The sequence below is a fragment of the Bacillus sp. JHAA genome, from assembly GCF_036961585.1.
Taxonomy (GTDB): domain Bacteria; phylum Bacillota; class Bacilli; order Bacillales; family Bacillaceae; genus Bacillus; species Bacillus velezensis.
In genome coordinates this window covers 312,879-338,457 of sequence record NZ_JBAMDE010000004.1, presented here as the reverse complement: position 1 = coordinate 338,457, position 25,579 = coordinate 312,879, and the positions used below count along the sequence as shown (strand labels likewise).

Sequence of the window (25,579 nt, the reverse complement as noted above, 5' to 3'; positions counted from 1 at the left end):
ATCAACAAAAAAGACCAATACTCTTGTGAGTTTGGTCTTTTGGATTATTTCGTATATGCGGTTTAGAGGAGTCGAACCTCCACGAGTTTAACCTCACTAAGCCCTCAACATTGTAAATCCGTATCACTGATTATGAAAGCTTGTTTTCATTACACTTTCTAACGCCACATTACATCATTTCTATAGGTTTGAATGAATTATGGTTAATAATTGGTGAGTAAAAACCCCCTTAATCCCACTTCTCGAAATCTCATTACGTTCAATTCATTACCTCTTCTTCAACAATTTTTTCGAACTTCACATCCTATCCATGGTAATATTTAGATATAAACTTACTGAAAGGATTGTCCAATGAAAGTATTTGAAGCAAGGTCTTTGTTATCTGAAGCTGAAAACCGAGCAAACGATTATAAAGAGTTGAAAAATCAAATGATTAATTTGAAAAAAGCATTTAAGGCTGTTGCTGATCTTGATGATAGTGAGTTCTCTGGGAAGGGAGCAAACAATATTAAAGCATTTTTTCACCATCACACCGGTGTAGCTGATCAATGGATTGATTTCATTGATATGAAAATCGCTTTCTTTACAAGTATCACCGGTATTCTGGAAGATGCCAGCTTATCTGATGCATATATCGAAGAATCCTTCTTAGAACACGAACTGGCAAACGCATATAGAAAATCACAAGCAATGATGTCCGAGCAGAAGAAAGCTATGAAAGATATCCTGAGTGATATTGATGACATTCTTCCACTTGATTTATTTTCAACAGAGGCTTTTAAGGAAGAGCTCTCTTCCGCCGATAACAAACGGAAAAAGACTATTGAGAAAATAGACAATACAGACGAGAATTTAAAAACTGAATATGCAATGACTGAACCTAACGAACAATTTATTAAAGCAGACTTTTAAAAGTTACAGGAGTCAACAAGGTAAGGGCAAAAACGCTTCATCCATACATTATAATGCCAAGGCTTATCGTGAGAGTGACATACATAAGAAAAAAGGCGATATCAAAAAGAAATCTAAAGCTTATTTAAAAATCAAAAAAGAGGAAGCTAAAAAACGCGAAATTAAAGATTTGAAAAAACAGCTTGTAAATGTAACAGATCCTGACGAGTATTTAAAAATTGCTAAAAAAATTGGATACGAGAATTTGGAGCCTGACCAAAAAGTTTATTTCCGCCAGCTCGAAGAACTTCAACAAAAAGCCGAAATCGGAAAAGGTATTGCAGTTGGAATGTATGAAGCAGGTAAAGATACCGTGATGGGTCTCTATCAACTTGCAATGCACCCTATTGAAACGCTTTCTGGAACGGTGAACGCCGTCTTACATCCAATCGATACTTATAAGATCATAGCAAAAGACATAGAAGACACTTTCCAACGTGATATGATTAATGGAGATAGCTACAGCAGGGCAAAATGGGTGTCCTATGTCGGCAGCACTGTTGTTCTTGCAATAGTTGGTCCAAAGGGTATTGATAAAGTATCCAAAGTTGCAAAAGCCGGTTCAAAAGTTGCTGCAATTAAGACACTTGAAGTTTCAAAAACAGGAATAAAAAAAGGGATTGAATACGTTAAAATACCAAATGTTTTTGAACAACAATATGCAATGGCTGGCGGTTCAGGAACTTTTCCTTTCAACACAATTGACGGGGAGAGTTATAAAAACTCTGCACTTGAAGTTTTTAAGAACCAGTCTGCTACACATGGTATAAAAAAAGCAAAGCCGCATGAAGTTGTAAACGAATTAGAGACTTTTCAAAGCAGGAAATACATTTTTGGAGGACAATCATTTCTCATTGATAAACGTGGAATGAAGCATATTTTAGAGCGCCATCATCCTAGTTTATGGGATGTTCAGTTAAGTCTCGTCAATCTTTTCTCAATAAAGAGATGACTGTTAGTTCGATGTTGCAGATGCGATAGAATCAATCATGAAACAAAACCGTGAAGAGTTAGTACAAAAAGGAACAAAATTCAGTTATCAAATTAGAGGAACGTATAAGGGTCAGCAATATGTTGTAGGCTTTCACAAAGGAAGAGTCGGTCAATTCTATCCGGAAAAATAGGAGAGGTAAGAATGTTTTATATACAATCATTAATTCTCAAGCCAAATAAGAAGATAAAGGATCTTTCAGTCTTAAAAAAGAATGTTGACGATTACTTTGTCCCACTTAACAATACAGGGGAACTTAAGAACATGAAATCACAGTTAGACCCAAACTATTTATCAGGAGCGATTATTTTAAAATATGGTGAACAAGAATTACTTGATGTCACAATGTGGGACTTGATTGACCAATTATGGGCTTATTTTTTGAATTTAATTGAAGAAGCTATTGAAACAGAAGAAAGTGAAACTTTATTTTCCAGATCAACCACTTCTATTGAAAATGAAATCAATATCGAATGATATGTTGTTATTTGAAATTGATGAAAAACAAAAAGTATTACTGCCGAAACTTGATTTTTTTGAAACACTCTTAAAAAATGCAAAAGGTTTCTTTGAAACTATGATTTCTGTTTTAGAAGAAAACTGTGATTATGACTACGAACTCAATAAGATCGATGAATTGCAAACCAAAATCAAATGTGTGTGAGGCTAAATGTGAATTACTCTAGAGTGAAAAAATTCTTTGATGAGAATAAAGAATATTCAATTCTTACTGGAGGCGTCACTGACAAACAAATCTTTTTCATGGTTAGTATCCACGCATTTTCTTATTTTATCCATCAAAACAAGAATTTCCTGCTGAAAAATCCCTTTAGGGCATTGTTCAGCTGCCATCTCACAAATAGCACAAGATAGTGGATAAAAAGATGAAGAGTAGCAACTTGCCTACTCTTCTTTTTAAATGGGAAATATTTAAGATAGAGGTTGGGTTTTCCGACCCACTCACCAATATAAATTACATCCAGATAGCTTGCCCAACAACACTTTTTATCCGACCTAACCAGTGGTCTCCAATTCTAGTAAATGATAAAATTTTCTACAGGGTTGCATTTTATACATAAAAAAATAATACCAAAGGTGGTTAAACCCTTGGTATCATTGAGATGCGGCCGAGAGGACTTGAACCTCCACGGGTTATTCACCCACTAGGCCCTCAACCTAGCGCGTCTGCCATTCCGCCACGACCGCGTGCTATGAAGCTGTCTTTCCACTAAGCATATAAGCTAGTGATGATGATCAGCACTTTGAAAAGAAAGTGCGGGTGAAGGGACTCGAACCCCCACGTCGTAAGACACTAGATCCTAAGTCTAGCGCGTCTGCCAATTCCGCCACACCCGCGTGACAAGTGGTGAGCCATGAAGGACTCGAACCTTCGACCCTCTGATTAAAAGTCAGATGCTCTACCAACTGAGCTAATGGCTCGCTCTAAAAGTGATTCAAAATTTTTAAATAAAATGGCTGGGCTAGCTGGATTCGAACCAACGCATGACGGAGTCAAAGTCCGTTGCCTTACCGCTTGGCTATAGCCCAACGAAGGTAAATGGTGACCCGTACGGGATTCGAACCCGTGTTACCGCCGTGAAAGGGCGGTGTCTTAACCGCTTGACCAACGGGCCGTCTGGTTGAGAACTTATCTGGCGGAGAAGGAGGGATTTGAACCCTCGCGCCGCTTACGCGACCTACACCCTTAGCAGGGGCGCCTCTTCAGCCACTTGAGTACTTCTCCATATGGCTCCACAGGCAGGATTCGAACCTGCGACCGATCGGTTAACAGCCGATAGCTCTACCACTGAGCTACTGTGGAATAATCAGACTTTCTTCATTATAAATGATGCGACATATTGTGTCAAGAAGCAACATTTATTTTTTTGAGAAAGTGTCGTTGTCTCTCAACGACTTTTATAATTTAACATAGAACATTAAAATGAGTCAAGCCTTTTTAAAAAATTCTTTTGATTTTTCCTCTGCACTTTCCGCAGGCATATCTTTCCGGATTCATTGCCCGCTTCTTTATATACTGTTGGCCGCAGGCCGCGCATCTATACATATATGTTTTCTTTTGTGTCTTTTTTGTTTGCAGCGGCGTGCAGAATCTCGGCGCTCCGACTTTCTGAAGCAGGTCTCTGAAGTCTTTGTCTCTGTGCTTGTACCCTTTTCCTTCAAGGTGAAGATGGTAATGGCACAGCTCGTGTTTGATGATGCCTTCCAGCTCGCTCCGGCCGTGTTCGAGCAGATATTTTCGGTTTAATTCGATGTTATGGGAAGACAGCATGTACCGGCCGCCTGTCGTTTTCAGCCGATCATTGAAGAAGGCCCGGTGACGGAACGGTTTTCCGAAATCCTGTGCAGAGATGTCTTCCGTCAGCTTTTGAAGTTGTTCGTTATCCATAAGTGCACCCCGCTTTAAAAACATTGAACGGGACAATTCACCGTTCGCATACAATGAGTTAAAACCGACCTCTAACTAAAAGCTGAGGAGGAATGAGCCATGCCGAATTGGCTGATGAAACAAATGCAAAAAGCGTTTTTAGAAAAAGACAATTACCAAATCAAACTGCTGAATCAGTGCTGGTATTTCTACAGAAAAAAACACTGCTCGTAAGCAGTGCTTTTATTTTACCATAGACAGCGACACTCTGCCTTTTTGCACGTCCACCCCTTCGACCCATACGGTGACGATGTCTCCGACCGATACGACGTCGAGAGGATGTTTGACGAATTGATTGCTCAGTTTTGAGATGTGCACAAGCCCGTCCTGCTTGACGCCGATATCGACGAAAGCGCCGAAGTCTACAACGTTGCGGACGGTGCCCTGCAATTCCATTCCTTCCTTTAAATCCTCAAGCTGCAGAACGTCTTTTTTCAGCAAAGGCTTCGGCACTTCGTCACGAGGATCGCGCTCCGGCCTTGTCAGCTGCCCGCAAATATCCGCAAGCGTAATTTCCCCTATACCGAGCTCTTCAGCCGTTTCAGACAGCGGCAATGCGCTTATTTTCTCTTTTACGTCCGCGCTTCCGATCTGATCCGCAGTGAGCTGCAGTTTTTTGAGCAGCGCCTTTGTCTCTTTATAGCTTTCCGGGTGTATCCCGGTGCGGTCGAGCGGCTCCCGTCCCCCGGGCACTCTCAAAAAGCCGATGCACTGTTCATATGTTTTTGCGCCGAGACGCGGGATTTCTTTCAGCTCTTTGCGGTTTGTGAATTTGCCGAGCTCTTCCCTTTTTTTAACGATATTACCGGCAACGGTTTTGGATAACCCGGCTACATATTGAAGCAGCGCGGCTGATGCTGTATTGACATTCACCCCGACTTGGTTGACGACGGTCTCCACGACAAAACGGAGTGATTCATTTAAATGCTTTTGGCTGACATCATGCTGGTATTGCCCGACGCCGACGGATTTAGGATCAATTTTTACAAGCTCGGCCAGCGGGTCCTGCAACCTCCGCGCGATGGAGACGGCGCTGCGCTCTTCGACCTGAAAATCCGGAAATTCTTCACGGGCGATTTCTGACGCGGAATACACGCTTGCTCCGGCCTCGTTGACGATGACATAATAAATGTCACGTTCTGTTTCTTTCAGCACATCAACGACGAATTGCTCTGTCTCTCTTGATGCCGTGCCGTTTCCGATCGCCACAACCTCGACTTCGTACCGGTCCAGCAATTCTTTGATTTTTTTCCGGGCTTCCGCTGTCTTTTTTACGGGAGCGTGCGGGTAAATGACGTCGATTTTCAGCACTTTTCCCGTCTCATCAACGACTGCCAGTTTGCACCCCGTACGGAAGGCCGGATCGACGCCGAGCACAACTTTCCCCTTCATCGGCGGCTGCAGCAGGAGCTTACGCAGGTTTTCAGCGAAAATATGAATCGCCTGCGCGTCTGCTTTTTCTGACAGCTCTTTGCGGATATCGCGCTCAATAGCCGGCTGGATCAGACGTTTGTAACTGTCCTCAATGGCTTCTTTCAGCGTTTCTTTCACAGGCGTTTCACGATGTTTGATGATTTGCTTTTCTAAATAAGCTTTTATCTGATCGGCGGGCGGTTCGATCGCAATCTTTAAAATGCCTTCTTTTTCACCGCGGTTCATCGCAAGCACTCTGTGAGGAACGACCTTTTGAATCGGCTCTTCGTACTCGTAGTACATTTCATAGACGTTTTTCTCGTCATCTGCGGCTGACTTGCCTGCCGCGGAAGTGAGAATTCCTTTTTTATACGTTTCCTGGCGGATCCACTTTCTGAAATGAGGATCATCCGAGATTTGTTCGGCTATGATGTGCTTCGCGCCTTCAATGGCTTCCTCTCTTGAAGCGACTTCTTTTTCTGCACTGATATATTGATCAGCGATGTCGTGAAGGCGGTTTTCTTTCGGGAGAGAAAGAATATAGTCCGCAAGCGGTTCAAGGCCTTTGCTTTTGGCGACGGTGGCTTTTGTTTTCCGTTTTTGTTTGAAGGGACGGTATAAATCCTCGACTTCCTGAAGCTTGACCGCTTGTTCGATTTTTTGCTTCAGCCCTTCCGTCAGCTTGTCCTGCTCAGAGATCAATCTGATGACTTCTTCCTTCCGCTGCGTCAGGTTTTGTATGTATTGCCACCGCTCGGAGATTGCCTGAATCTGCACCTCGTCCATTGAGCCGGTCTGCTCTTTTCGGTACCGCGCAATAAACGGGACGGTATTGCCGTCTTCCAGCAGGCGGATGACACTTTCGACATGTTTTTGGGATAACGCTGTTTCTTCAGCGATTTGTTTTTTCAAAAGGGCTAACGTTTCCATATCACAAAAGCCTCCATCTCTTCATTCTTTCTCTAGTGTATCAAAAAACGGCGGAACATAAAAAAAGCAGCCTTACGATAAAAGCTGCCCTAGAATATAGGTCAAATCATCACGTCTGGATGTTGTGTACGGATGAAGTGATTTTGATATATCTTCTATTGAGTGTCCCTGCTTTAAGCAGGTGCGGATATGCGGAACCTCAAGCCCATCCGTGTAGATGATGAACCTCGCCCCTTTTTCGTATGATGACGTATACGTTTTGTATCTTTGCGGTTTGCCTGAGAGGTAACCCGAAATCGGCAGCGGATGAAAGACTTCGCCTGATGGGGAGTGCAGGAAGAAACGGACATTGCCGATCGAGCAGTATGTCAATTCCCTTTTGATGAAATTGATTTTTAAGATGGAGGCAGTCGCCCCTCTTTTGTTTTTCATCGCTTGATTGCAGCGCTCAATGATGCTTTCCACATCCTCATCCGCATACGTTTCCACGATGTCTTTAATGGCTGACGAGGATTCGTTGGCAAGAGATCCGCTGCCGAGACCGTCCGCTACCGCGCAAACTAATTCTTCTTCATTCGCCTTCATAAAAAAGCTGTCGCCGCATATGGACTTGCCTTCTTTATTTAATTGGTATACAAGAGTTTGAACATGTTCATTTTCTTCAACCTGAATCATTACATTAGCTCCATGGAGGGATCTCCAATCAAGGCCTCTCTCAGTTTTTTCACCGCTTTCCGCTGCAGGCGCGAGACGTGCATTTGAGATATTCCGAGAATGTCCCCTGTTTCTTTTTGGCTTTTATTTTGCACAAATGTTAGATCGATAATTTGTTTTTCGCGGTCGGACAGCACATGAAGCACGCTTTTGATCATCATCTGCTGGTTGACGCGTTCGTATCCTTCCTCCTGCGACCCGACGATATCTAAAATCGTGACGGTGCTTCCGTCCGCATCCGCTTCGATGCTGTGATCGACAGACAGCGCCTGATAGCTTTTTCCCATCTCCATCGTTTCAAGCACTTCCTCTTCTGACACATCGAGAAAGGCTGCGATTTCTTCGACTTTCGGCGACCGCTGCGTCTCTGTCGTCAGCTGATCCACCGCCATTTTAATGCGCGGCCCGAGTTCTTTAATCCGTCTCGGGACGTGTACGCTCCATGTTTTATCTCTGAGGAAGCGTTTGATCTCGCCGATGATGGTCGGAATCGCAAATGCTTCAAAGGATTTGCCGACCTCGGGATCATACCGTTTAATGGCTCCGAGAAGTCCGATCATCCCGACCTGGCGGAGGTCTTCATGAAAGCTTTTTCCTTTTGAATATTTCTTTGCCAGCATTTCGACGAGATTGGTATACACCTCGACGAGTGTTTCCTGAGCTTCTTTATTATCATGTGTTTGAAAGTCGCGTATGAGCCGATCAACTTCATCTTTAGTTAGTTTCGTAGTTTTTGATGGTTGTGCCATGATCAACTCGCTCCCCATTTAAATACTTTGTCATCGCCACGGTTACGCCAGAGTTGCTTTGAACTTTGACTTCATCCATGAGCGTTTCCATTAAATACAGACCGAGCCCTCCTTCTGACAATTGATCGACTGTGTGCGAAGGTGTGTACGGCCCGAGATCCTGCTGCTTCTGATCAAAATCAAAGCTGTCTCCCTGATCGGCGACAATAACCTCCAGCCGATCCTCAAACACACCGAACCGCACGGATACTTCTCCCTTATTTTCATCGTTGTATGCATGCTGGACAGCGTTTGTACAAGCTTCGCTGACAGCGATTTTTAAATCTTCAATGTCATCATAAGTATAGCCCATTCTGCTTGCGACCCCTGATAACGTAAGCCTGACGATTCCTACATATTCCGGTTCGGCCGGAATTTTCATCTCTATATAATCAACTGATGTACTCATTGCACGCCACCTTCTGACTTTGCCGAAATGTCGATGATGTCCTTAAGCCCCGTAATTTCAAACAGACGGACGAGCCGGTCGGAAAGATTCTCAAGCTTGAGAGAGCCGCCTTCCTTGCTCACCGTTTTAAACACGCCTACAAAAACGCCTAAACCCGTACTGTCCATATAATTTACATCTTTTAAGCAGATTCTCATGTCCTTCCCCTCGTTTGCCAGGGGCATCAGCTTTTCACGAACCACCGGAGCTGAGTATACATCGATTTCTCCAGCGATATTGATTTGTATATCTGAAAGATTCTCCTTCATATCTACCGTTAAATTCATCGTATCACCTCTGAAAGTTATCCTTACTCGTGCTAATGGCTTTTTACCCGTGCTGCTGTTTTTTTAAACCTTTCTTTTCAAAACAATTAACGTAAAATCGTCATGAAGCTGAAAGTCCTGGAGTCTCAGCAGGCTGTCGTAAATGTTTTTGACCATATCCTGCGCGGAGCAGTCCATATGTTCTTCCAGCATGCGCTGAATGTCGCTGCGTTCTAAGAAACCGTTTTCGGTACGGCATTCGGTGACGCCGTCAGAAAAAAGAACGATCATGTCTCCTTCGTCCATGTGCTGTTCATATTGGCTGTAATCAAAATCCTGAGAAATTCCCAGCACCAATCCTTTTGCCTCCAGATCATAAAACTTTTTTTCTTTTTCAGAGTAGTAGAAGCCCGGTTCATGCCCCGCAGAGGCATATGTAAATTGGTGATTTTTCGTATTGTAGTTTGCGTAAAACATAGTGATAAACATGCTTGAGTCCACGTTCTGTTCTACAACGCGGTTAAGATTTTTCAGCACTTGGGAGGGGTGAATGCCGATCTCCGGAAGAGAGTCCATGGCATACTTGATCATCGACATGCACAATGCGGCGGGTATTCCTTTTCCGATGACATCGGCTATCGCGATGTTAATCGATTCCTTGTCTTTGACAAAGTGATAATAATCCCCGCTCATCTGTTTGGCGGGGACGCTGATTGCCCCGATATCCAGATCTTCTTCTTCAGGAATTTTTGTGCCAAGCAGCGTCTGCTGAACATTTGCGGCAATTTCAATTTCTGAACGAAGCTCCTGCTGGATATCTCTCAGACTTTGATGTTCCTGATAAGCCATCCCGTAGCCAATCATGACTTCTATTAAAAAATCCAGCGAATGAAAAACATCTTCCGGCAGATCCGGATACAGTTCCTTTACTACTTTTCGGTGGATACTGATAATCTCCTCCGGAGGAACCTGATGTTCAATCGTTTTTCGGCTGAATTTTTGGGCTTGATATAAAGATGTTTCTGTTAATTCGGCTATATATCGGCTAAGCAGCTGATGATACCGCTGCTCTATAACCTCCCTGAAATCCACGTTCTAACCTCCTACCGAAGCCATTTCACGGCTTGAATCTCTGTTCCTTCCTCTGCAACAGATTGCAGGCTGAATTCGTCCATCAGCCTTTTGACGCCCGGAAGTCCCGCTCCCAGTCCGCCTGACGTTGAAAAGCCGTCTTCCATCACTTTACGGATGTCGGGGATTCCGGGTCCTTTGTCTTCTGCTATAATTTTAAGGCCTTTTTTCCCTCTGTCGTTTACTTGTTCTATGCTGACCTGGCCTTTGCCTGCATATAAGTAAATGTTTCTGGCCAATTCTGAGATAGCCGTCGTGATTCTGGCCTGGTCCACCGTACCGAAGCCTAATTCCTTCGCAACGTTGCGGCCAAGCTGTCTGGCGGCTACGATATCCCATTCTGTCATGATTTTCACACAGGATTGGTCGTTCATCGCTATTCCCCCAATTCCCGCTTCAATGTCTCAAGCCCTTGCTCTAAATCGAGCGCCGTTTCAATTTCCTCAAGTGAGATTCCGAGTTCAATCAATGTGACCGCCACAGCCGGCTGAATTCCCGTCAATACGACCTTTGCGCCCATCAATTTAGACATGGTGATGACATCGCCGAGCACTTTCGCGATAAATGAATCGATCATGTCAACGGATGTCAGGTCAATGACGACCCCGTTTGCGCCGGTTTCATAGATTTTGTTCAGCAGATCTTCTTGAAAATGCAAAGCTGTCTGATCGTCAAGTTCCCATTGGATGGATACCAATAAGCAGTTATACAGTTTCAGGATCGGGATTTTTGGATGTCTCACAATGTTATTCCCCCAATGAAACGATTTTTCGATTTGTCATTTCAAGCGCTGTTTGAATTCCTTTTTGAAGGGTATTCTTCGTAATAACCTGCGACAAATCAATTCCCAGATTAACGATCGTCTGCGCGATTTCCGGACGGATTCCGACGAGCAGGCATTTCGCGCCGACAAGCCGCACCGCTTCTGATGCCTGAATAATATGGTGCGCCACCATCGTATCAACGACCGGCACGCCCGTGATATCAATTAATACAACCTGTGAACGGTGCTTCACGACGCCGTTTAACAGATTTTCCATAATGTGCTTTGCACGCTCCGTATCAATCGTCCCGACAAGCGGCATGACCGTTACATGCTCAAATACCGGGATCAGCGGAGCCGACAATTCCTGAAGCGCGATTTTTTGCAAAGTAACCGTTTTTTCCCAGGAGATAGAATACTGATTTAAGATTTCCGTGTTGATCGGATTGAAAAAGCTGTCTATTTCCAAAATCAAATCTGCTCTGTCCTGATCGGCCATATTAAGGTCGACCATCGTTTCGTAAAGCAGTTTCCAAAACTCTGACAGGGTGGCTGAAAGAAGTTTCAGTGACAGGCCGAGCTGAACGGCGCGCAGTGCGAGTTCACTGATCTGCTCTTCCGTGGCCTCGTCATTTTTAGTCGATAATAAAAGAATGTCTATATAGTCTTTACAAATATTTTCACATATGTGATTCGTAAGCTGATAGTCTTCCTGATTGCCTACTTCTTTTAGTTTGGCTGTCCAAGTATCAAGCAGTTCATCATGCTGATCAATGATGAACTGATACACTTTCTGATTCGACATGGGTTTCACTGACCTCCCGACACAAAACAACAAATTTTGTTTGATTATCTCTTTATTATAGCGCTTATGTTTTTCGAAAACAAAAAAAGTTGCTCTATATGAGCAACCAAAATATGACTAAAAATCAATGAGTGCCAAACTGATTTGCAGGGCTTCATCAACCTTATCCATCATTTCATCATCCAGATGAGTTATTTTATCCGTTAATCTTTGCTTGTCAATCGTCCGAATTTGCTCCAGCAAAATAACGGAATCTCTTTCAAAACCGTAGCGTTTTGCATCAATTTCGACGTGGGTTGGTAATTTCGCTTTCTGTATTTGGGCTGTTATGGCTGCAACAATAGCAGTCGGGCTAAAGCGATTTCCGATATCATTTTGGATCACTAAAACCGGGCGTACGCCGCCTTGCTCTGAGCCAACAACAGGAGATAAATCAGCAAAATAAACATCGCCGCGCTTTACAATCAAAATGATTATCCTCCGCTGACTAAGCGCTCAACGGTCGTTTCTGCTTCGCACTCAGCATAGTGAGCCTCAGAAGAGATATTCAAGTTGATTTTCGCCATTTCCATATACCCGCGTCTCATCAAATCACGGTTATGGCGAGTTGTCCGTTCGCTGACATACGCTCTCACTGCTTGTGATATCAGTTCGTTTCTGCTTCGTTTCTCCCGCATCGCTACACCATCCAATTCAGCTACTAAGTTTTCAGGCAAGCTGATTTTCATTTCGGTTCTTGCGCTGGATTCAGACAAAAAACATACACCTCCACCAAACTTACGGATACGACCAATACATCCATCCAGACATAATGATACCATTATTCAAACGTCAAGCAAAGCTGTTTTATAAATTCTCTTTTTCCGGATGACGGCTACTTGTTTGTATTATCTTGCAGTAAAGGATTTCTTACTTCCATTATACTCTCATTTTCCAAAAACATACGGGGAACGCGGGAACTAATGGTACAAGGGACCTCGTAATTAATCGTCTCAAGCCGCCCTGCGATTTCATCCATCGTGATCGTTTCTCCCTTCTGGCTGCCGATCAGGGTGACTTTGGTGCCCGGCGGATAAGATTGATCTAATTCGACCATCAATTGATCCATGCAGATTCTTCCCGCGATGTTCATCCGTTTGCCGCCGATCAGCACAGACGTGCCGCTCAGCTTGCGGAGCCACCCGTCCGCATAGCCGATGGGAACCGTTCCGATCCATTGATCCTTCTCTGCCGTATATGTTGCGCCGTAGCTGACGCTTTCCCCTTTGCGGATCTTTTTCACATGGGATAAAACAGAGTGCAGCGCAAAAGCCGGCTTTAATTGAAACGGAATTTCGCTTTGGATGTCAGCAGAAGGACGAAGCCCGTACATACTGATGCCGAAACGAACCGCGTTAAAGAAGCCTTTTTTAAGACGAAGTCCGGCAGCGCTGTTCGCGCAGTGCACCATCAATTCTTTTAAAGGAAGCGGAGCGATCAATGTTTTAAAGCGGTCAAACTGGAAGAGGAAATAATCTCTGTTTTTCTCATCCGCGGTAGCAAAGTGGGTGAATACGCCTTTACAGACTAAACCGGGATTTTGGCTGAGGATTTTTAACACGCTTTGGATTTCTTCCTCCGTTTTGACTCCGAGTCTGTTCATGCCGGTGTCGACTTTCAGATGAAACGGCACTGTCGCACTTCCGAGGTGGCGCGCAGCTTCCTGAAGCCATTCAACAGAATACCCCGTGAGTGTTACGTCATACTCGGCAGCTGCTTGTACATATTCGGGCGGCACGGCGCCAAGCACGAGAATCGGCGCTGTAATGCCCCGTTTTCTCAATGAAATCGCTTCATCCAGTATGGCTACGGCAAGACAAGAGGCACCCGCTTCAAGCGCGGCTTTCCCAACTTCCAAATCTCCGTGGCCGTAAGCGTTCGCCTTTACAACCGCCATGAGATGGACGTTTTGCCCGATGTGTTTTTTCATATGCGTGACATTTTCTTTAATCGCGGACAGGTTGATTTCCGCCCACGTTTCTCTGTAAAAGGATGCTGTGTTCATTCGATACACTTCCTAGCATTATTTTCAATTCATATTGTTATTATCATACTAAAATTATTCTGCAAAGTGAAATGGAATCAAAAAAGAGACCGACAGCGGCGGCCTCTTTTTTGACGTTATTTTGACGACTGTCCCTGCATGCTTTTGGCGGCGGCCACCATTTCATCTTTTGTAAGATCCTGTGATGAAAGAAGATAATCCACTCCGTCATATGTCCACGTTAAAGACGTATCAGATAATGCCGCAACCGTGAAGCCGAGATTAACCGGTTCGCCTTTCAACGTGACGGCAGAGGCGGCTTTTGCGATATGGGCTTTTTCTTGAATAAGGGTGAATGATTTTTCTCCGCCGTAAGTCATGACGATCCGTTTGCCGTCCGCCGTTGAAATATCTTTCTCTTCAAGCTTTTTGACGCCGGCCGGCACTTGAAGCGGTGTTTTGACCGCAAATGAATCAGACGGCTTGGCGCTTGTGGCGACGTCCATCTGGGAAAGCGTCATATTTTTCTTCTCGTCAAAAGAGTCTTTATCAAACGGCTTGTTGAATTCAAAGCTTTTGAATTCGACTTTTACCATCACTTTCCGGTCTGTATCCATGACTTTGACGAGCGACGGGCTCATGTCCTTTTTGTTGAAAGTGATTTCCTGAGTCGGCAGCATTTTGTTGTGCTGATAGTTTGTTTTTGTTTCAAACGTGTACTTTTTATCTTTGGCGGAATAGACGGCGTCTTTGTCATGCTGCACGTCTTTTACAAGTGACTCAAACAAATATACTTGGCTGCTGTTATTCGGCCAGTCGCTTTGGAATCTGAAGCTCTTATTTAACGACGGCGTGAGGACAAAGACTCCGTTGGCGTTCCGTAAAATGACTTGGTTTTGGTCTTTTTTCGGATTTTCCAGATAGACCCGGTACAGGGAAGGTTTTTTATGCCAGATTTCCACATTGTATACTTGCGGATCACTCCCCGTTTCAATGGTCATTTTGGCTTTCGCTTTGTACGAGGTGTATTCTTTCGCCTTCTTATCTAAACCGTTCACGATATCTTCCTGTGATTTTTGGCCGCAGGCCGAAAGAATAAGGACGGCAAGCAGTCCCGTTAAAAGCAAAACAAAGCTTTTTCTCACCTTTTTTCAACCCCTTCTTCTCAATTGATGTAAAGGGAAGAAATCGCTTGTTTGACTTTAACGGTACGCCCTGAACGGACGGACGCGTACCATAAAAGCCTCAAACAACTTGTCTCCCTTAATGCACTATCAAATATATGAAGGGGTTCCGGCTAATATGCAGACTAGCGTGACAACCTTTCAATCACGACCTGTGCCGCGGCGTATTCTTTTGTATGGGTAATGGAGACGTGAACCGCCGCGCAGTCAAGCTTGGCGCAGGCCAGCACAGGCTTTCCCGCTTTGTCGTTTCCGGTTTCAATATCCTGAAAGCTGAGCTCTTTGCCGATACCTGTGCCGTATGCTTTCGAAAAGGCTTCTTTTACCGCAAATCTTCCCGCGAGAAATTCAATTTTCCTTTTGTCCGACAGCAATGTAAAACGGGCGTATTCAGCTTCCGTCAATATTCTTTGCGGAAACCTCGCCTGCCGGCTGAGCATGTTTTCAATTCTGTGCAGTTCAACGATGTCGATTCCGATTCCGAAAATCATGTGAATTCCTCCTAAAAGTCCGTACTAAAAAACGGTTTATGTCATAAACGTGTTACTATATATGTAACAAATCAGATGCAAAGGGGCTTGCGATGTTTATACGAACGGAAAATTTCCAGACTTTTATCAGACGTTATCCGGCCGTCAGCTGTATCTTGGCGCTGCAGGCGTTCTTGTGGCTGTTTTTCAGTATGCCGCTTCATTCCGTCATGATGTGGTCAGATGCTGTGACCGGCTATAATTACGGCGTTTCCTCGGGAGAATGGTGGCGGCTGGTGACACCGATGTTTTTACACGCGAATTTCACTCACCTTTTGTTTAACTCCATGTCTCTCTTTTTATTCGCGCCCCCGCTTGAGCAGATGCTCGGAAAAGTCCGTTTTCTGATTGTGTACATCGCATCGGGCATCATCGGCAATATCGGCACGTATCTTGCCGAACCGCTTGATTATGTGCATGTCGGCGCATCCGGCGCGATCTTCGGACTTTTCGGCGTGTATGTGTTTTTGACTGTTTTCCGCAAGGAGCTGATCGGCCGGGATCAGTCGAAAATGATTATGACCCTGCTTATCATCGCGGTGCTGTCGACGTTTATCAACTCTAATATTAACATTATGGCGCATTTGTTCGGACTGGCAGGCGGATTTTTGCTTTCCTTTTTATGCGTGCAGCAAAAAAAGCGGCGGTATTAACCGTCCGCTTTTTCATATGAATACCAGCGCCCGATGCGTTCGGCATCTTCCTCGCTGACATCCTTCAGCATGACATGCTCCATGTGGTGAGCTGATTTCACTGCGGTAGCCACAGATGCGAGCCGCCTTCTTTTTTGCAGAAAGGAGCGGCTGACTTCAAACATCTGCATTCTTCTTCTCAGCATAATCGTGGTCGTCTTCCCGACCAGCCTCGTGGTAATCTGAAGCCTGCCGCCGTTTATGCACCATGACGCTGTCCTAAACGAGGCATATCCAAGCACCAGTTCGACGGGAAGCACAAGGAGCGATGCATATCCCCACGGTTTAAACAGAATACAAAGCGGGATGATCACGAAAACCGAGAAGATTATGGATCGGAATAAATACCGGCGCAGCGCCCTTTTCGGCAAATGATTTCGGTTTTCTTCCAGCACGTAATCCGGTGTGAAACCGTTCAGCATCACTCCGAGCTTTGATTTGCGGATGATCGGAAACAGAATCGTCTGTGCTCCTTCTTTCTCATTCCCCGCACTGCCGGCGCTGACAATCGCAACCGTCGCGTATCCGAATAATTGCCTGATCACATTTTCTTTCATTTTAATGGCTTGGATTTTACGGAGCGGGATTGTCACTTGATGTTTTTCAATAATTCCTCTGGTAATGACCAATTCGTGTTCCTTTTTTTCTATCTTAAAGTTGGCATGCTTGATCATCATACCGGCGATGCTTAACAGCCAGGCGATAAACAATCCTATGAAAATGATCACGGCGTATATACCGATGCTCGCATGCTTGAGAAAGGAGAACCTGTCATAGAGCCAGTCCATCGGAAGTACTTCATCAATCTGAGAAAAGAGGGCGAATACCGCTGAGATGATGACACCGATTCCCCCGGATGTTGAGGCGGCCATAAGCAGCTCACCTACAGACAGTCGGTAAACGGATTGCACATCTTCCCCGCGCATCGGCTCCTGCTCCGCTTCGGTCTCCCCTCGTTCTTCTTGCTCCGCTTTTTGCTGAAAAACAGCCGCTCTGATCCGTTCCGCCTCTTCCACAGTAATGGCGGATAAGACAGCCTCGGCGTTTTTCCCGTCGCCGGCCGTTTCGATTTGAAGCTTAACAAGCTTAAAAAGCTGCTGAATGATGCCGGCACTCGTATTCATTGATTGAATCCGGTCAATGGAGATGTATCTCTTTTTCGTAAAAAACAAGCCTTCTTCAATTCTGAATTCTCCGTCCTCAATCCGGTATGTAAATTTTCTCCACTCGATCACACTTGCCGTAATCAGCCAGATAAGCAGGACGGCGAGCGCAATGCCTCCGTAAAAGCGGATGAAGTGGTTGGAATTAACAATATAGACGAGAAAAAATGGCAGAATAATGTTTTTAATGGTTTCGATAATAGTATGGAATAAGTTCAAAATCACGGCCGCCGGGTGCAGACGTTTCGGCTCAGACATCATCTTCCGTCACCCTTGCCAGACGGGAAATGGAATCCCTCAGCCGGTCAGCTTCCTCCATATCAAGCGCCGGAATGGAATGAACGGTTGCCGCCGTGGAGATTTTGACTGAGGCCAGACGATACCTTCTGAGGAGCGGGCCTTGTGAAGTATCTACGTGCTGCACCCTCACCATCGGCACAATGACCCGTTTGACAATAAAAATGCCGGATTGAATATCAATTTCATTTTCATGGACTTCATAGCGCCAGATCCTGTGCCTGATTTTCGGTATGGCATAGACGGATATCACTGAACCGAATATCCAAATGATGCCGAGGACTCCGGTGATCCAATACGGCCAATGGAAGAAATGGCTTAAAACAGCTGCTGCTATAACGGCCAGAAGACAGAAGGCGGACAGGATGATTTCCTGAAGACGCCAGACTTTTAAGCCGCTTGGACTGATTCGATTTTTTGGCTGTGCTCTCAACATACCTACCTCCCATTTTTTATCATACATACAAATACGGCTGATTTGCAAAAAAGATTCACTTTCCGGCATATCAAAAAAAAGCGGACCCCGTAAAAGGGTCCGCTTCCTGTGTTTTAGTATGATTTTTTCTGGCGTCTGTCACCTGAAGAACGGCGGTCGCTTGAGCGTTTTTTATCGTAGGAAGAACGGTTGTTGGTTTTCCCTTTGCCGCCGCGGTAGCCGCCGCCTTGGCCGTCTCTGCGCTTAGAAGTACGCTGGTTTTTATAGCGTTTGCTGACCATCGGCGCTTCATCAGTGAGGCGTACAGGCGTGCTGTCCGGCTCTTTTGTCGCCATTTTAATGGCTGCAGCCACAACTGTCACTGCATCATGATCTTCTAACAATTCCGCAGCTGCCGTCATGTAGAAGTTCAGGTTGTTTTCGCTGATCGCCGTGCGCAGACGGTCAACCGTCACCTGCTGCTGTCCTTCTAATGCTTCGTCAAGCGTCGGCTCTTTCATACGGTCCATTTTGCGTTTTGTCGTTTGTTCAATCGCGCGAAGCATGCTTTTCTCACGCGGTGTGATAAACGTCATCGCCATACCCGTTTTTCCTGCACGGCCCGTTCTTCCGATACGGTGAACGTAGCTTTCAGGATCTTGAGGCACGTCAAAGTTGTAAACGTGGGTAACGCCTGAGATATCAAGTCCGCGGGCGGCAACGTCAGTCGCTACAAGCACTTCGATCGCACCTTCTTTAAATTTACGAAGCGCAACCATACGTTTCGCCTGCGTTAAGTCGCCGTGAATTCCTTCAGCCGCATATCCGCGAAGGTTCAGGGCTTCAGCAAGCTCATCGACACGGCGTTTCGTACGTCCGAATACGATCGCAAGTTCCGGAGACTGAATGTCAAGAAGACGAGTCAGCGTATCGAATTTTTTGCGCTCCTGCACTTCCAAGTAGAACTGCTGAATGTTGGACACAGTCATTTCTTTCGCTTTTACTTTTACGTGTTCCGGCTCAGTCATGAAACGCTCTGCGATCCGTTTGATCGGCGCAGGCATTGTTGCTGAGAATAAGAGCGTTTGGTGGTCGCTCGGCACGTTTGAGAGAATGGATTCAATGTCATCAATGAATCCCATATTCAGCATTTCATCAGCCTCATCCATGACAACCGTATTGACGTTGTTTAAACGGATCGTGCGGCGGTTGATATGGTCAAGAAGACGCCCCGGCGTACCTACGATGATATGCGGGTTTTTCTTCAATGCGCGGATCTGACGTCCGATATCCTGGCCGCCGTAAATAGGCAGTACTTTCGCACGCTTATCTTGTCCGATTTTATATAACTCTTCAGATACTTGAATGGCTAATTCACGGGTTGGCGCGATTACGATTGCTTGAATATTAGGAGACTCGGGGTTCATTTTTTCAACAAGGGGTATACCGAACGCAGCTGTTTTACCTGTACCTGTTTGCGCTTGTCCGATGACATCTTTATTTAAAAGTCCGAGCGGAATCGTTTGTGCCTGGATCGGTGTTGCTTCTTCAAATCCCATACGATTGATTGATTTCATGAGATCAGAACTTAATTGGAAATCTTGAAACGTTATAGTCAAATTATTCAAACTCCTTCTGATTGCTGTTTCAGTAATGTCGTGATTTACCACTAAAAACCGCCCTTTCATCCAAAGGACAGGATCATACGTATACAAAGCCCGAATTACTTTACGTTTAATCTTACCATTACACTATGTGTTTTTCAATAAGGCGAGATGGTCAGGCGGCCGGAAGCGGCCTGACCGGATTCTTCCCGCGAACGAGGCTAGCCCCCGCGCCGGACGGGATTTCCCAGCCGGCGGTCTTTCTTTTTCATACGGACAGAATTATTTCACCCTGAATTAGTTTCTTCATTTTTGTATATTTTTATAATGCTGATCAGTATTTTTTCAGTTCTTCTCTAATAAATCTTTAACGATTTCTTCGAGCTTCATACCTCTCGATGCTTTAAACAGAAGGAGATCGCCGGAAGCGGCCATTTTCTGTATGGCGTGAAGCAGTTCTTTTTTGTCAAGATAATGGCTGACGCGCCCTTCTTCAAAATGCCGGCGCGCTCCGTCAGCGATGAATGCGCCGAGTGTGCCGTAAGTAAATACATGGTCGATTTCCGCCGGATTGACCGCAGCTCCGCATTCTTCGTGGAATGCTTTTTCTTCATCACCAAGTTCAAGCATATCACCGAGAACGAGCATTTTCTTCCGATAGCCTTTCATCGTTTCGATTAATTCGACCGCCGCTTTCATTGACGTCGGGCTCGCATTATATGCGTCGTTTACGATCGAGATGCCGTTGTCCGTTTTGACCAGTTCCAATCTCATCCCCGTCACCTTCAGGCGGCTCAGTCCCAGAGCGGCATTTTCCGGCGTAATGCCGAAATAGATGCCGGCGGCGTATGCGGCCATGGCATTCATCACATTATGTCTGCCGAGAACCGGAATAAAGAAAGAACGGTCGATTCCGTCGATATTGAAGTACGTGCCTTCTTCCGCCTGTTTTATTTCTTTCAGGCGGAGATCATTGTCCGCGCCTGCGCCGTATGTCGTTGTCCGGCAAGTGTACGTCTTTTGGCGGAGCAGCGGCTCATCCCCGAAATAAAACAGAACGCCGTCTTCCCGAAGTCCGTTTATAATTTCAAGTTTCGCCTCCGCAATTCCTTCTCTTGAGCCTAAATCCTGCATGTGGGATTCGCCGATATTGGTAATGACGGCCGCTTCCGGTTCAGCAAGACGGCTCAGAAAATCAATTTCGCCCCTCGCGCTCATTCCCATTTCTAAAACGGCGATTTCTGTATCTTCAGGCATGGCAAGCACAGTCAGCGGCAGGCCGATATGATTGTTGAAATTGCCGGCGGTTTTGTGAACGCGGTACTGCGTGCCGAGAACGGCGTGAAGCATGTCTTTCGTTGTCGTTTTTCCGTTGCTCCCGGTCACCCCGATAACCCTTGTGCCGAGCTCTTTCAAATAAGCTTTTGCCAATGTTTGCAGCGCCTCCAGCGTGTCATCGACCAGGATGACAGCACGCCCTTCCGGCGGATTCGGTTCAGAGCGGTCCCACAACACCGCGGAAACGCCTTTTTCGAATGCTTGCGGCACAAAGGTATGGCCGTTAAAATGCTCGCCTTTTAAAGGAATGAACAGCTGATTTTTTTCCAAAGTCCGCGTATCGGTTGCGGCGCCCTCAATCATTGTTTGTTCAAATTCGGGATTTGTCAGTGTGCCTTTGACCATGTCTGCGATTCGTTTTACAGTTCGCTTTATCAAAGGTGGCACCTCGCTTTCTGAAAATGTTGTCTGTTACGGGAAAAGACACTGCCCCTTCAGGCAGTGTCCGTCTTCATTAAAATGTATGTTTAATCAGCTGTTTTTCGGCATGGCGTTCTTTTGCCAGCTCAACCAGCTGTTCGATCAGATCACTGTAATCTACACCTGCTTCTTTCCAAAGCAGCGGGAACATGCTGAATGGCGTAAAGCCCGGCATTGTGTTCACTTCGTTAATGAGCACTTGACCGTCATTGGTCAGGAAGAAATCGGCGCGAACAAGGCCTGAGCCGTCAATCGCTTTGAAGGCTTTAATCGCCATCTCGCTGATTTCCGCATATTGTTCATCCGTCACTTGCGCGGGAATCATTAAATCCGTGTCGCCGTCTTCATATTTCGCTTTGTAATCGTAAAAGTCGGTTTTCGGCGCGATTTCACCGACGGCGGAGCATTTCGGTTCGTCATTTCCGAGTACGCCGATTTCGATTTCTCTGCCGGCGATTCCTTCTTCCACCACAATTTTCCGGTCATATTCAAAAGCCAGTTCGAAGGCTTTTTCAAGCTCTTCACGGTTTCGGCATTTGCTGATTCCGACGCTTGATCCGAGGTTCGCCGGTTTGACGAAGCACGGATATCCCAGCTCCTCTTCAACCTGCTGTAAGCAGCTGTCCGGTGTCTGTTTCCAGTCCTTTTTTAAGAAAGCGGCGTACTTCGCCTGCGGAAGCCCCGCTTGAGCGAACAAATGCTTCATGATGACTTTATCCATGCCGGCTGATGATGCAAGCACCCCGTTGCCGACATAAGGAACGTTCAGCAATTCCAGCAGACCCTGAATGGTGCCGTCTTCACCGTTCGGTCCGTGGAGAAGCGGAAATACGACATCGATCGGCGCCTTTTCGTCAGGCGACGCTTCAGGAAACATTTCCCGGTTCAATGCTGATAGAGCGAAACTTTCACCGTTTTGTTCCAGCTGAAGCATTTTCACGTTGGAAACCGGCTCAGTCAGCAGCGGGCCTCTTTGCCATTCTCCTTTTTCAGTGATGTAAATCGGATGTATATCAAACTTCTCAGTATTAAGCGCTTTTGTTACAGCTAATGCTGTCTGCAGCGATACATTGTGTTCGGCTGACTTTCCGCCGTACACCAATCCTAGACTTGTTTTCAATGGATATTCCCCCCACAACAATTCATCTTTACTATCTTATCACTTTCCTCAGAAAATGATCTAATTATTTTTGGGCATTCTGAATATGAAAGCATTTGTATGTAATTCCTTTTTATTTTATATTAAAATGGCATGGAAAAGGAGATGTGTCATATGAAAAAAATCAGTACAACAGAACAATTTAATGAACTTATTCAATCCGACAAGGAAATCATCGTGAAATTTTTCGCTGACTGGTGCCCTGACTGCACGCGCATGAATATGTTCATCGGCGATATTTTGGAAGAATATAATCAAAATGATTGGTATGAACTGAACAGAGACGAGCTCCCTGAGCTTGCCGACAAATATCAGGTAATGGGCATACCGAGCCTTCTGATCTTTAAAAACGGTGAAAAGAAAGCGCATCTTCACAGCGCAAACGCGAAAACGCCCGAAGAAGTCACAGAGTTTTTATCACAGCATATTTAATTCGTTTCACGATCTTTGTTTATGACTTCAGGCTCTACATGAACATGGACATGAGTCACATCATGTTCATGTTTTATTGTATACTCGACTTCATCGGCTACTTCATGGCCTTCTTTCACAGACAGTCCCGGATCTACCGTAATGACCATTTCCACATGAACCGTGCTCCCCAAATACCTTGCTTTCACATCCTTCAGCCTGCTGACCTCTTTTATTTCTTTCACCGTGTGTTTATACGGCTCCAAATCTTTCAGATCAAACCCGTCCGTCAATGAGTGGGAAGCATCTTTGAAGATGTCCCATGCCGTCTTACAGATGATGATTCCGATCAGAAAAGCAATGACCGGATCAATCCACGGCAGATGAAGCCGGGCCGTTAAGACGCCTATAAACGCCCCAATACTGACATAGGCGTCAGAACGGCTGTCTTTCGCCGCCGCATGAAGCGCAGAACTTTTAACCCGATCTGCAAGACGGCTGTTATATACATACATGCCGTACATTACAATCGCGCTTCCGAGCGCCGTCCATGCCGCAATGAAGCTCGGCTCGGCCTCCGTTCCGTTGACAATCGCCTTTGCCCCTCCGATCAGCACTTCAATACCGACCGCCATCATAATAAAAGACGCAATTAAAGAAGAAATTGTTTCAGCCCGATAATGTCCGTAAGCATGATCACTGTCCGCGGGGCGCTGGGAAATCCGGAGCCCGATCAGCACAGCCAGTGATGCGACAATATCCGTGGCATTATTTAACCCGTCCGCTCTGAGCGCTTCGGAATGATAAATAAGACCGATCACCAGTTTGACGGCGGCAAGGATGAGGTACGCGGCGATATTAAGAATCGCGCCTTTCTCGCCCCGTTTTAAGTTTGCCGTTTGATCATTCATGTAAGGACTCCTCCATTCTCATTCATAGTATGGATGGAAAAGCGGAAAAATAGCAGCTTTGATCTGAGCAAATGCAATATTCGACAGCATTATTCCCCGGGAAACTTTTTGTCGAAAAATTGGCGGTATTTTCCCTTTACATATGAATATGCCCATTGTATACTTTCATTAACTGATAATGATTATCAATATCATTTGATTAGGAGGGTAATCATGAGGTCTTCTCCTCAGCTCAGATCATCAGTTGAAGGACGAAAAAAACATCTGATCCATTTGCTGATCAATAACGGAATATACAAAAAGTCGGAACGGCATTTATATGAATTATCGCTCGGAGAATTAGAAAGCGAATACAAATATGTTAGGAAGGTGCGGGCTCATGGCGAAACGTAAAATAAAAACATACGAACAGCTGATAAAAGAAAACAAGGCGGCCATTATGAATAATCAAAAGCTGATGAATGTGATCTATGACAGAATTGACCGCAAGCATCAAAAACTGCTCCGGCACAACAGCCATACATAAAAAGAGCCTTTTTCAGGCTCTTTTTTTATTGCTCAAAGGCTTCCGCCGCTAATTTGCCGATGACCGCATCGTCCATCGGCGGATTGTGAAGGCCGGCCCGGGCATCCCGATAATACCGCTGAAGCGGATTATTTCGCTCCAGGCTTTTTGCGCCGGTGATTCTCATTGCTTTATCAACAACAGAAAGGACGGCATTTGTCACAATATGTTTTGCGATGCCGAGCTCGCTTTTGATGAAAGGGCGGCGTTTCGGGTCATCATACATTTGCGCCGCCGTGAAGAGAAACTGTCTCGCTTTTAACAATTCAAGCTCCATTTCCCCGACACGCTGCTGAACGGCCGGCACGTCTTTAATCGGTCCGTTCAGGCTGTTCGGCGAATATTCGGATGCAAACCGGACGGCATAGTCCCTTGCCGCTTGAGCGATGCCCAGATAAGCAGCGGGAATGTGAAGCAGCCAGCCATTCACTTTCGCCGCTCTCGGCCCGCTGATAAGCTCCACAAGCCGCTCGTCACTGACCGTGACATGATCTAAAAGGAGATCATGGCTTCCGGTCGCCTTCATGGCAATCATATCCCATGTTTCTTCGACTGAAACGCCTGACTGATCTTTATGAATGAGAAAAACACCGGTCGTTTGTTTTTCTTCAATCCATGCCGTCACAAGCATATAATCCAAAGTCAGTGAAAGGGTTGTAAAGGTTTTTCGGCCGTTCAGCACCCATTTTCCGTCTTTTTTGACAGCGGAGGTGCCGGGTCTTCCTCCCCTCGTCGGACTGCCGGTCTGCCGTTCCGTCGCTGCCCTGTTCAGGACAGCTCCATTTTTCACCTCTTCTGTGATAAATGAAAAGACATCTTCATCCCAGCTGTTTCCTTCTCCGAGCTCACCCATGACGGATAAATGCCAGCCGATTCCGAGAGCAACGGCCGCGTCTCCCCGCGCCAGCCGTTCCTGAAACAGCACCATATCATAAACGGAAATGCCTGCACCGCCGAATACCTCAGGTACTGTTAACGCCGTATATCCCGCGTCGCGCAGTCTTTGAATTTTCTCAGCGGGAAAACGGCCCGCCTCATCATCAAGCGCGGCTGTTTTTTGAAATTCGTCTGCAAGCAGGCCGATTTTTTCCATCCATTCCCTCTGCCGTTCATTCTGTATCCATAAAGACACTGGAATCCCCCCATTATAATTCCGATAAAGTTAATAAGTATTATAGAGATTCAAGTCTCGTTTCGCAACTGTGAGGCTGTACAAAAAAA

The 25,579-nt window shown here is 45.6% G+C and carries 28 protein-coding genes, 7 tRNA genes and 1 pseudogene; 7 read left to right on the top strand and 29 right to left on the bottom strand.

The genetic code is table 11. From position 1 onward, the window contains the following. Window positions 1-351: 351 nt before the first annotated feature. Window positions 352-2,075 (top strand): annotated as a pseudogene (locus V7728_RS11830) (ribonuclease YeeF family protein). Between the two features lie 11 nt (window positions 2,076-2,086). Next, window positions 2,087-2,419, top strand: coding sequence for a hypothetical protein (locus tag V7728_RS11825; protein ID WP_223252770.1), 333 nt, complete (start codon window positions 2,087-2,089; stop codon window positions 2,417-2,419). Between the two features lie 645 nt (window positions 2,420-3,064). Here the strand turns inward: V7728_RS11825 and V7728_RS11820 are convergent. The 8 genes from V7728_RS11820 to V7728_RS11785 form a co-directional block, all read right to left on the bottom strand. Beyond that, window positions 3,065-3,148 (bottom strand) — tRNA-Leu (locus V7728_RS11820). A gap of 68 nt (window positions 3,149-3,216) precedes the next feature. Further along, window positions 3,217-3,298: transfer RNA gene (locus V7728_RS11815), tRNA-Leu, on the bottom strand. Between the two features lie 8 nt (window positions 3,299-3,306). Continuing rightward, window positions 3,307-3,382: transfer RNA gene (locus V7728_RS11810), tRNA-Lys, on the bottom strand. 33 nt (window positions 3,383-3,415) lie between these two features. Continuing rightward, a tRNA-Gln gene (locus V7728_RS11805) sits at window positions 3,416-3,490 on the bottom strand. Between the two features lie 11 nt (window positions 3,491-3,501). Further along, window positions 3,502-3,576: transfer RNA gene (locus V7728_RS11800), tRNA-Glu, on the bottom strand. A 19-nt stretch (window positions 3,577-3,595) separates the two neighbouring features. Beyond that, window positions 3,596-3,686 (bottom strand) — tRNA-Ser (locus tag V7728_RS11795). A 3-nt stretch (window positions 3,687-3,689) separates the two neighbouring features. Further along, a tRNA-Asn gene (locus V7728_RS11790) sits at window positions 3,690-3,764 on the bottom strand. A 135-nt stretch (window positions 3,765-3,899) separates the two neighbouring features. After that, complete coding sequence (locus V7728_RS11785; RefSeq protein WP_060563118.1) at window positions 3,900-4,349, bottom strand: SprT family protein; 450 nt, start codon at window positions 4,347-4,349, stop codon at window positions 3,900-3,902. 99 nt (window positions 4,350-4,448) lie between these two features. On the opposite strand from V7728_RS11785, the gene cmpA reads away from it, so the two are divergent. After that, window positions 4,449-4,562, top strand: a complete 114-nt coding sequence (gene cmpA / locus V7728_RS11780; protein ID WP_003156164.1) for a cortex morphogenetic protein CmpA — start codon at window positions 4,449-4,451, stop codon at window positions 4,560-4,562. A 9-nt stretch (window positions 4,563-4,571) separates the two neighbouring features. On the opposite strand, the gene V7728_RS11775 is transcribed toward cmpA, so the two are convergent. The 14 genes from V7728_RS11775 to acpS all read right to left on the bottom strand — a co-directional run bounded on the left by V7728_RS11775 (window position 4,572) and on the right by acpS (window position 15,344). Next, on the bottom strand, window positions 4,572-6,731 hold the full coding sequence (locus V7728_RS11775; protein WP_099566420.1) for a Tex family protein: 2,160 nt from the start codon (window positions 6,729-6,731) through the stop codon (window positions 4,572-4,574). Window positions 6,732-6,803: 72 nt separating this feature from the next. Then, window positions 6,804-7,406, bottom strand: coding sequence for a PP2C family serine/threonine-protein phosphatase (locus V7728_RS11770; protein WP_007410234.1), 603 nt, complete (start codon window positions 7,404-7,406; stop codon window positions 6,804-6,806). Beyond that, window positions 7,406-8,194, bottom strand: coding sequence for an RNA polymerase sigma factor SigB (sigB, locus tag V7728_RS11765; RefSeq protein WP_003156171.1), 789 nt, complete (start codon window positions 8,192-8,194; stop codon window positions 7,406-7,408). The genes V7728_RS11770 and sigB overlap by 1 nt, the downstream gene beginning before the upstream one ends. Further along, entirely contained in the window at window positions 8,160-8,642 is a 483-nt protein-coding gene (gene rsbW / locus V7728_RS11760; protein WP_007609591.1) for an anti-sigma B factor RsbW, read from the bottom strand. Before rsbW ends, sigB begins: the two co-directional genes overlap by 35 nt. Next, window positions 8,639-8,968, bottom strand: a complete 330-nt coding sequence (gene rsbV, locus V7728_RS11755; protein ID WP_003156176.1) for an anti-sigma factor antagonist RsbV — start codon at window positions 8,966-8,968, stop codon at window positions 8,639-8,641. The genes rsbW and rsbV overlap by 4 nt, the downstream gene beginning before the upstream one ends. 63 nt (window positions 8,969-9,031) lie before the next feature. Further along, the gene (locus V7728_RS11750; RefSeq protein ID WP_007410233.1) at window positions 9,032-10,039 is read right to left on the bottom strand and encodes a PP2C family protein-serine/threonine phosphatase; all 1,008 of its coding nucleotides are present in this window, start codon (window positions 10,037-10,039) and stop codon (window positions 9,032-9,034) included. Window positions 10,040-10,050: 11 nt separating this feature from the next. Next, entirely contained in the window at window positions 10,051-10,452 is a 402-nt protein-coding gene (locus V7728_RS11745) for an anti-sigma regulatory factor (RefSeq protein ID WP_003156178.1), read from the bottom strand. Between the two features lie 2 nt (window positions 10,453-10,454). Continuing rightward, a complete protein-coding gene (gene rsbS, locus V7728_RS11740; RefSeq protein ID WP_003156180.1) occupies window positions 10,455-10,820 on the bottom strand; it encodes an RsbT antagonist protein RsbS in 366 nt (121 codons plus the stop codon). A gap of 4 nt (window positions 10,821-10,824) precedes the next feature. Next, window positions 10,825-11,646: an STAS domain-containing protein gene (locus V7728_RS11735; protein WP_003156182.1), complete on the bottom strand. Its 822-nt coding sequence runs from the start codon at window positions 11,644-11,646 to the stop codon at window positions 10,825-10,827. 117 nt (window positions 11,647-11,763) lie between these two features. Continuing rightward, entirely contained in the window at window positions 11,764-12,114 is a 351-nt protein-coding gene (gene ndoA, locus V7728_RS11730; RefSeq protein ID WP_003156187.1) for a type II toxin-antitoxin system endoribonuclease NdoA, read from the bottom strand. Between the two features lie 5 nt (window positions 12,115-12,119). Further along, the gene (gene endB, locus V7728_RS11725; RefSeq protein WP_003156188.1) at window positions 12,120-12,401 is read right to left on the bottom strand and encodes a type II toxin-antitoxin system antitoxin EndoAI; all 282 of its coding nucleotides are present in this window, start codon (window positions 12,399-12,401) and stop codon (window positions 12,120-12,122) included. A 119-nt stretch (window positions 12,402-12,520) separates the two neighbouring features. Then, window positions 12,521-13,690 carry an alanine racemase gene (gene alr / locus V7728_RS11720; protein ID WP_025284272.1) on the bottom strand — a complete coding sequence of 390 codons (1,170 nt, stop codon included), beginning with the start codon at window positions 13,688-13,690 and terminating at the stop codon, window positions 12,521-12,523. 116 nt (window positions 13,691-13,806) lie between these two features. After that, complete coding sequence (locus tag V7728_RS11715; RefSeq protein ID WP_007410230.1) at window positions 13,807-14,814, bottom strand: LolA family protein; 1,008 nt, start codon at window positions 14,812-14,814, stop codon at window positions 13,807-13,809. A gap of 164 nt (window positions 14,815-14,978) precedes the next feature. Further along, on the bottom strand, window positions 14,979-15,344 hold the full coding sequence (acpS, locus tag V7728_RS11710; RefSeq protein WP_094031521.1) for a holo-ACP synthase: 366 nt from the start codon (window positions 15,342-15,344) through the stop codon (window positions 14,979-14,981). Between the two features lie 92 nt (window positions 15,345-15,436). On the opposite strand from acpS, the gene V7728_RS11705 reads away from it, so the two are divergent. After that, a complete protein-coding gene (locus tag V7728_RS11705) occupies window positions 15,437-16,036 on the top strand; it encodes a rhomboid family intramembrane serine protease (RefSeq protein ID WP_003156193.1) in 600 nt (199 codons plus the stop codon). Here V7728_RS11705 and V7728_RS11700 read toward each other — a convergent pair. The 5 genes from V7728_RS11700 to V7728_RS11680 form a co-directional block, all read right to left on the bottom strand. Continuing rightward, window positions 16,033-17,499, bottom strand: a complete 1,467-nt coding sequence (locus V7728_RS11700; protein ID WP_099566418.1) for a PH domain-containing protein — start codon at window positions 17,497-17,499, stop codon at window positions 16,033-16,035. The two genes, V7728_RS11705 and V7728_RS11700, sit on opposite strands and share 4 nt — an antisense overlap. Then, window positions 17,489-17,968, bottom strand: a complete 480-nt coding sequence (locus V7728_RS11695) for a PH domain-containing protein (RefSeq protein ID WP_007410226.1) — start codon at window positions 17,966-17,968, stop codon at window positions 17,489-17,491. Before V7728_RS11695 ends, V7728_RS11700 begins: the two co-directional genes overlap by 11 nt. Before the next feature lie 116 nt (window positions 17,969-18,084). Further along, window positions 18,085-19,569 (bottom strand): degradosome RNA helicase CshA, encoded by a 1,485-nt coding sequence (gene cshA / locus V7728_RS11690; protein ID WP_015239193.1) that lies wholly within the window; start codon window positions 19,567-19,569, stop codon window positions 18,085-18,087. Window positions 19,570-19,899: 330 nt separating this feature from the next. Further along, complete coding sequence (locus V7728_RS11685; RefSeq protein ID WP_060563115.1) at window positions 19,900-21,270, bottom strand: UDP-N-acetylmuramoyl-tripeptide--D-alanyl-D-alanine ligase; 1,371 nt, start codon at window positions 21,268-21,270, stop codon at window positions 19,900-19,902. Between the two features lie 76 nt (window positions 21,271-21,346). Beyond that, window positions 21,347-22,432 (bottom strand): D-alanine--D-alanine ligase, encoded by a 1,086-nt coding sequence (locus V7728_RS11680; protein ID WP_003156199.1) that lies wholly within the window; start codon window positions 22,430-22,432, stop codon window positions 21,347-21,349. A 153-nt stretch (window positions 22,433-22,585) separates the two neighbouring features. Here V7728_RS11680 and V7728_RS11675 point away from each other — a divergent pair, with 153 nt between their 5' ends. Continuing rightward, window positions 22,586-22,903, top strand: coding sequence for a thioredoxin family protein (locus V7728_RS11675; protein WP_003156200.1), 318 nt, complete (start codon window positions 22,586-22,588; stop codon window positions 22,901-22,903). Here V7728_RS11675 and V7728_RS11670 read toward each other — a convergent pair. Continuing rightward, on the bottom strand, window positions 22,900-23,793 hold the full coding sequence (locus V7728_RS11670) for a cation diffusion facilitator family transporter (protein ID WP_099566417.1): 894 nt from the start codon (window positions 23,791-23,793) through the stop codon (window positions 22,900-22,902). The two genes, V7728_RS11675 and V7728_RS11670, sit on opposite strands and share 4 nt — an antisense overlap. A gap of 213 nt (window positions 23,794-24,006) precedes the next feature. Between V7728_RS11670 and V7728_RS11665 the strand changes: the two genes are divergently transcribed. Beyond that, the gene (locus V7728_RS11665; RefSeq protein ID WP_003156203.1) at window positions 24,007-24,186 is read left to right on the top strand and encodes a Fur-regulated basic protein FbpA; all 180 of its coding nucleotides are present in this window, start codon (window positions 24,007-24,009) and stop codon (window positions 24,184-24,186) included. Further along, on the top strand, window positions 24,173-24,319 hold the full coding sequence (gene fbpB / locus V7728_RS11660) for a Fur-regulated basic protein FbpB (RefSeq protein ID WP_003156206.1): 147 nt from the start codon (window positions 24,173-24,175) through the stop codon (window positions 24,317-24,319). Before V7728_RS11665 ends, fbpB begins: the two co-directional genes overlap by 14 nt. Window positions 24,320-24,344: 25 nt before the next feature. On the opposite strand, the gene V7728_RS11655 is transcribed toward fbpB, so the two are convergent. Then, the gene (locus V7728_RS11655) at window positions 24,345-25,490 is read right to left on the bottom strand and encodes an acyl-CoA dehydrogenase family protein (protein ID WP_094031517.1); all 1,146 of its coding nucleotides are present in this window, start codon (window positions 25,488-25,490) and stop codon (window positions 24,345-24,347) included. Window positions 25,491-25,579 lie beyond the last annotated feature (89 nt).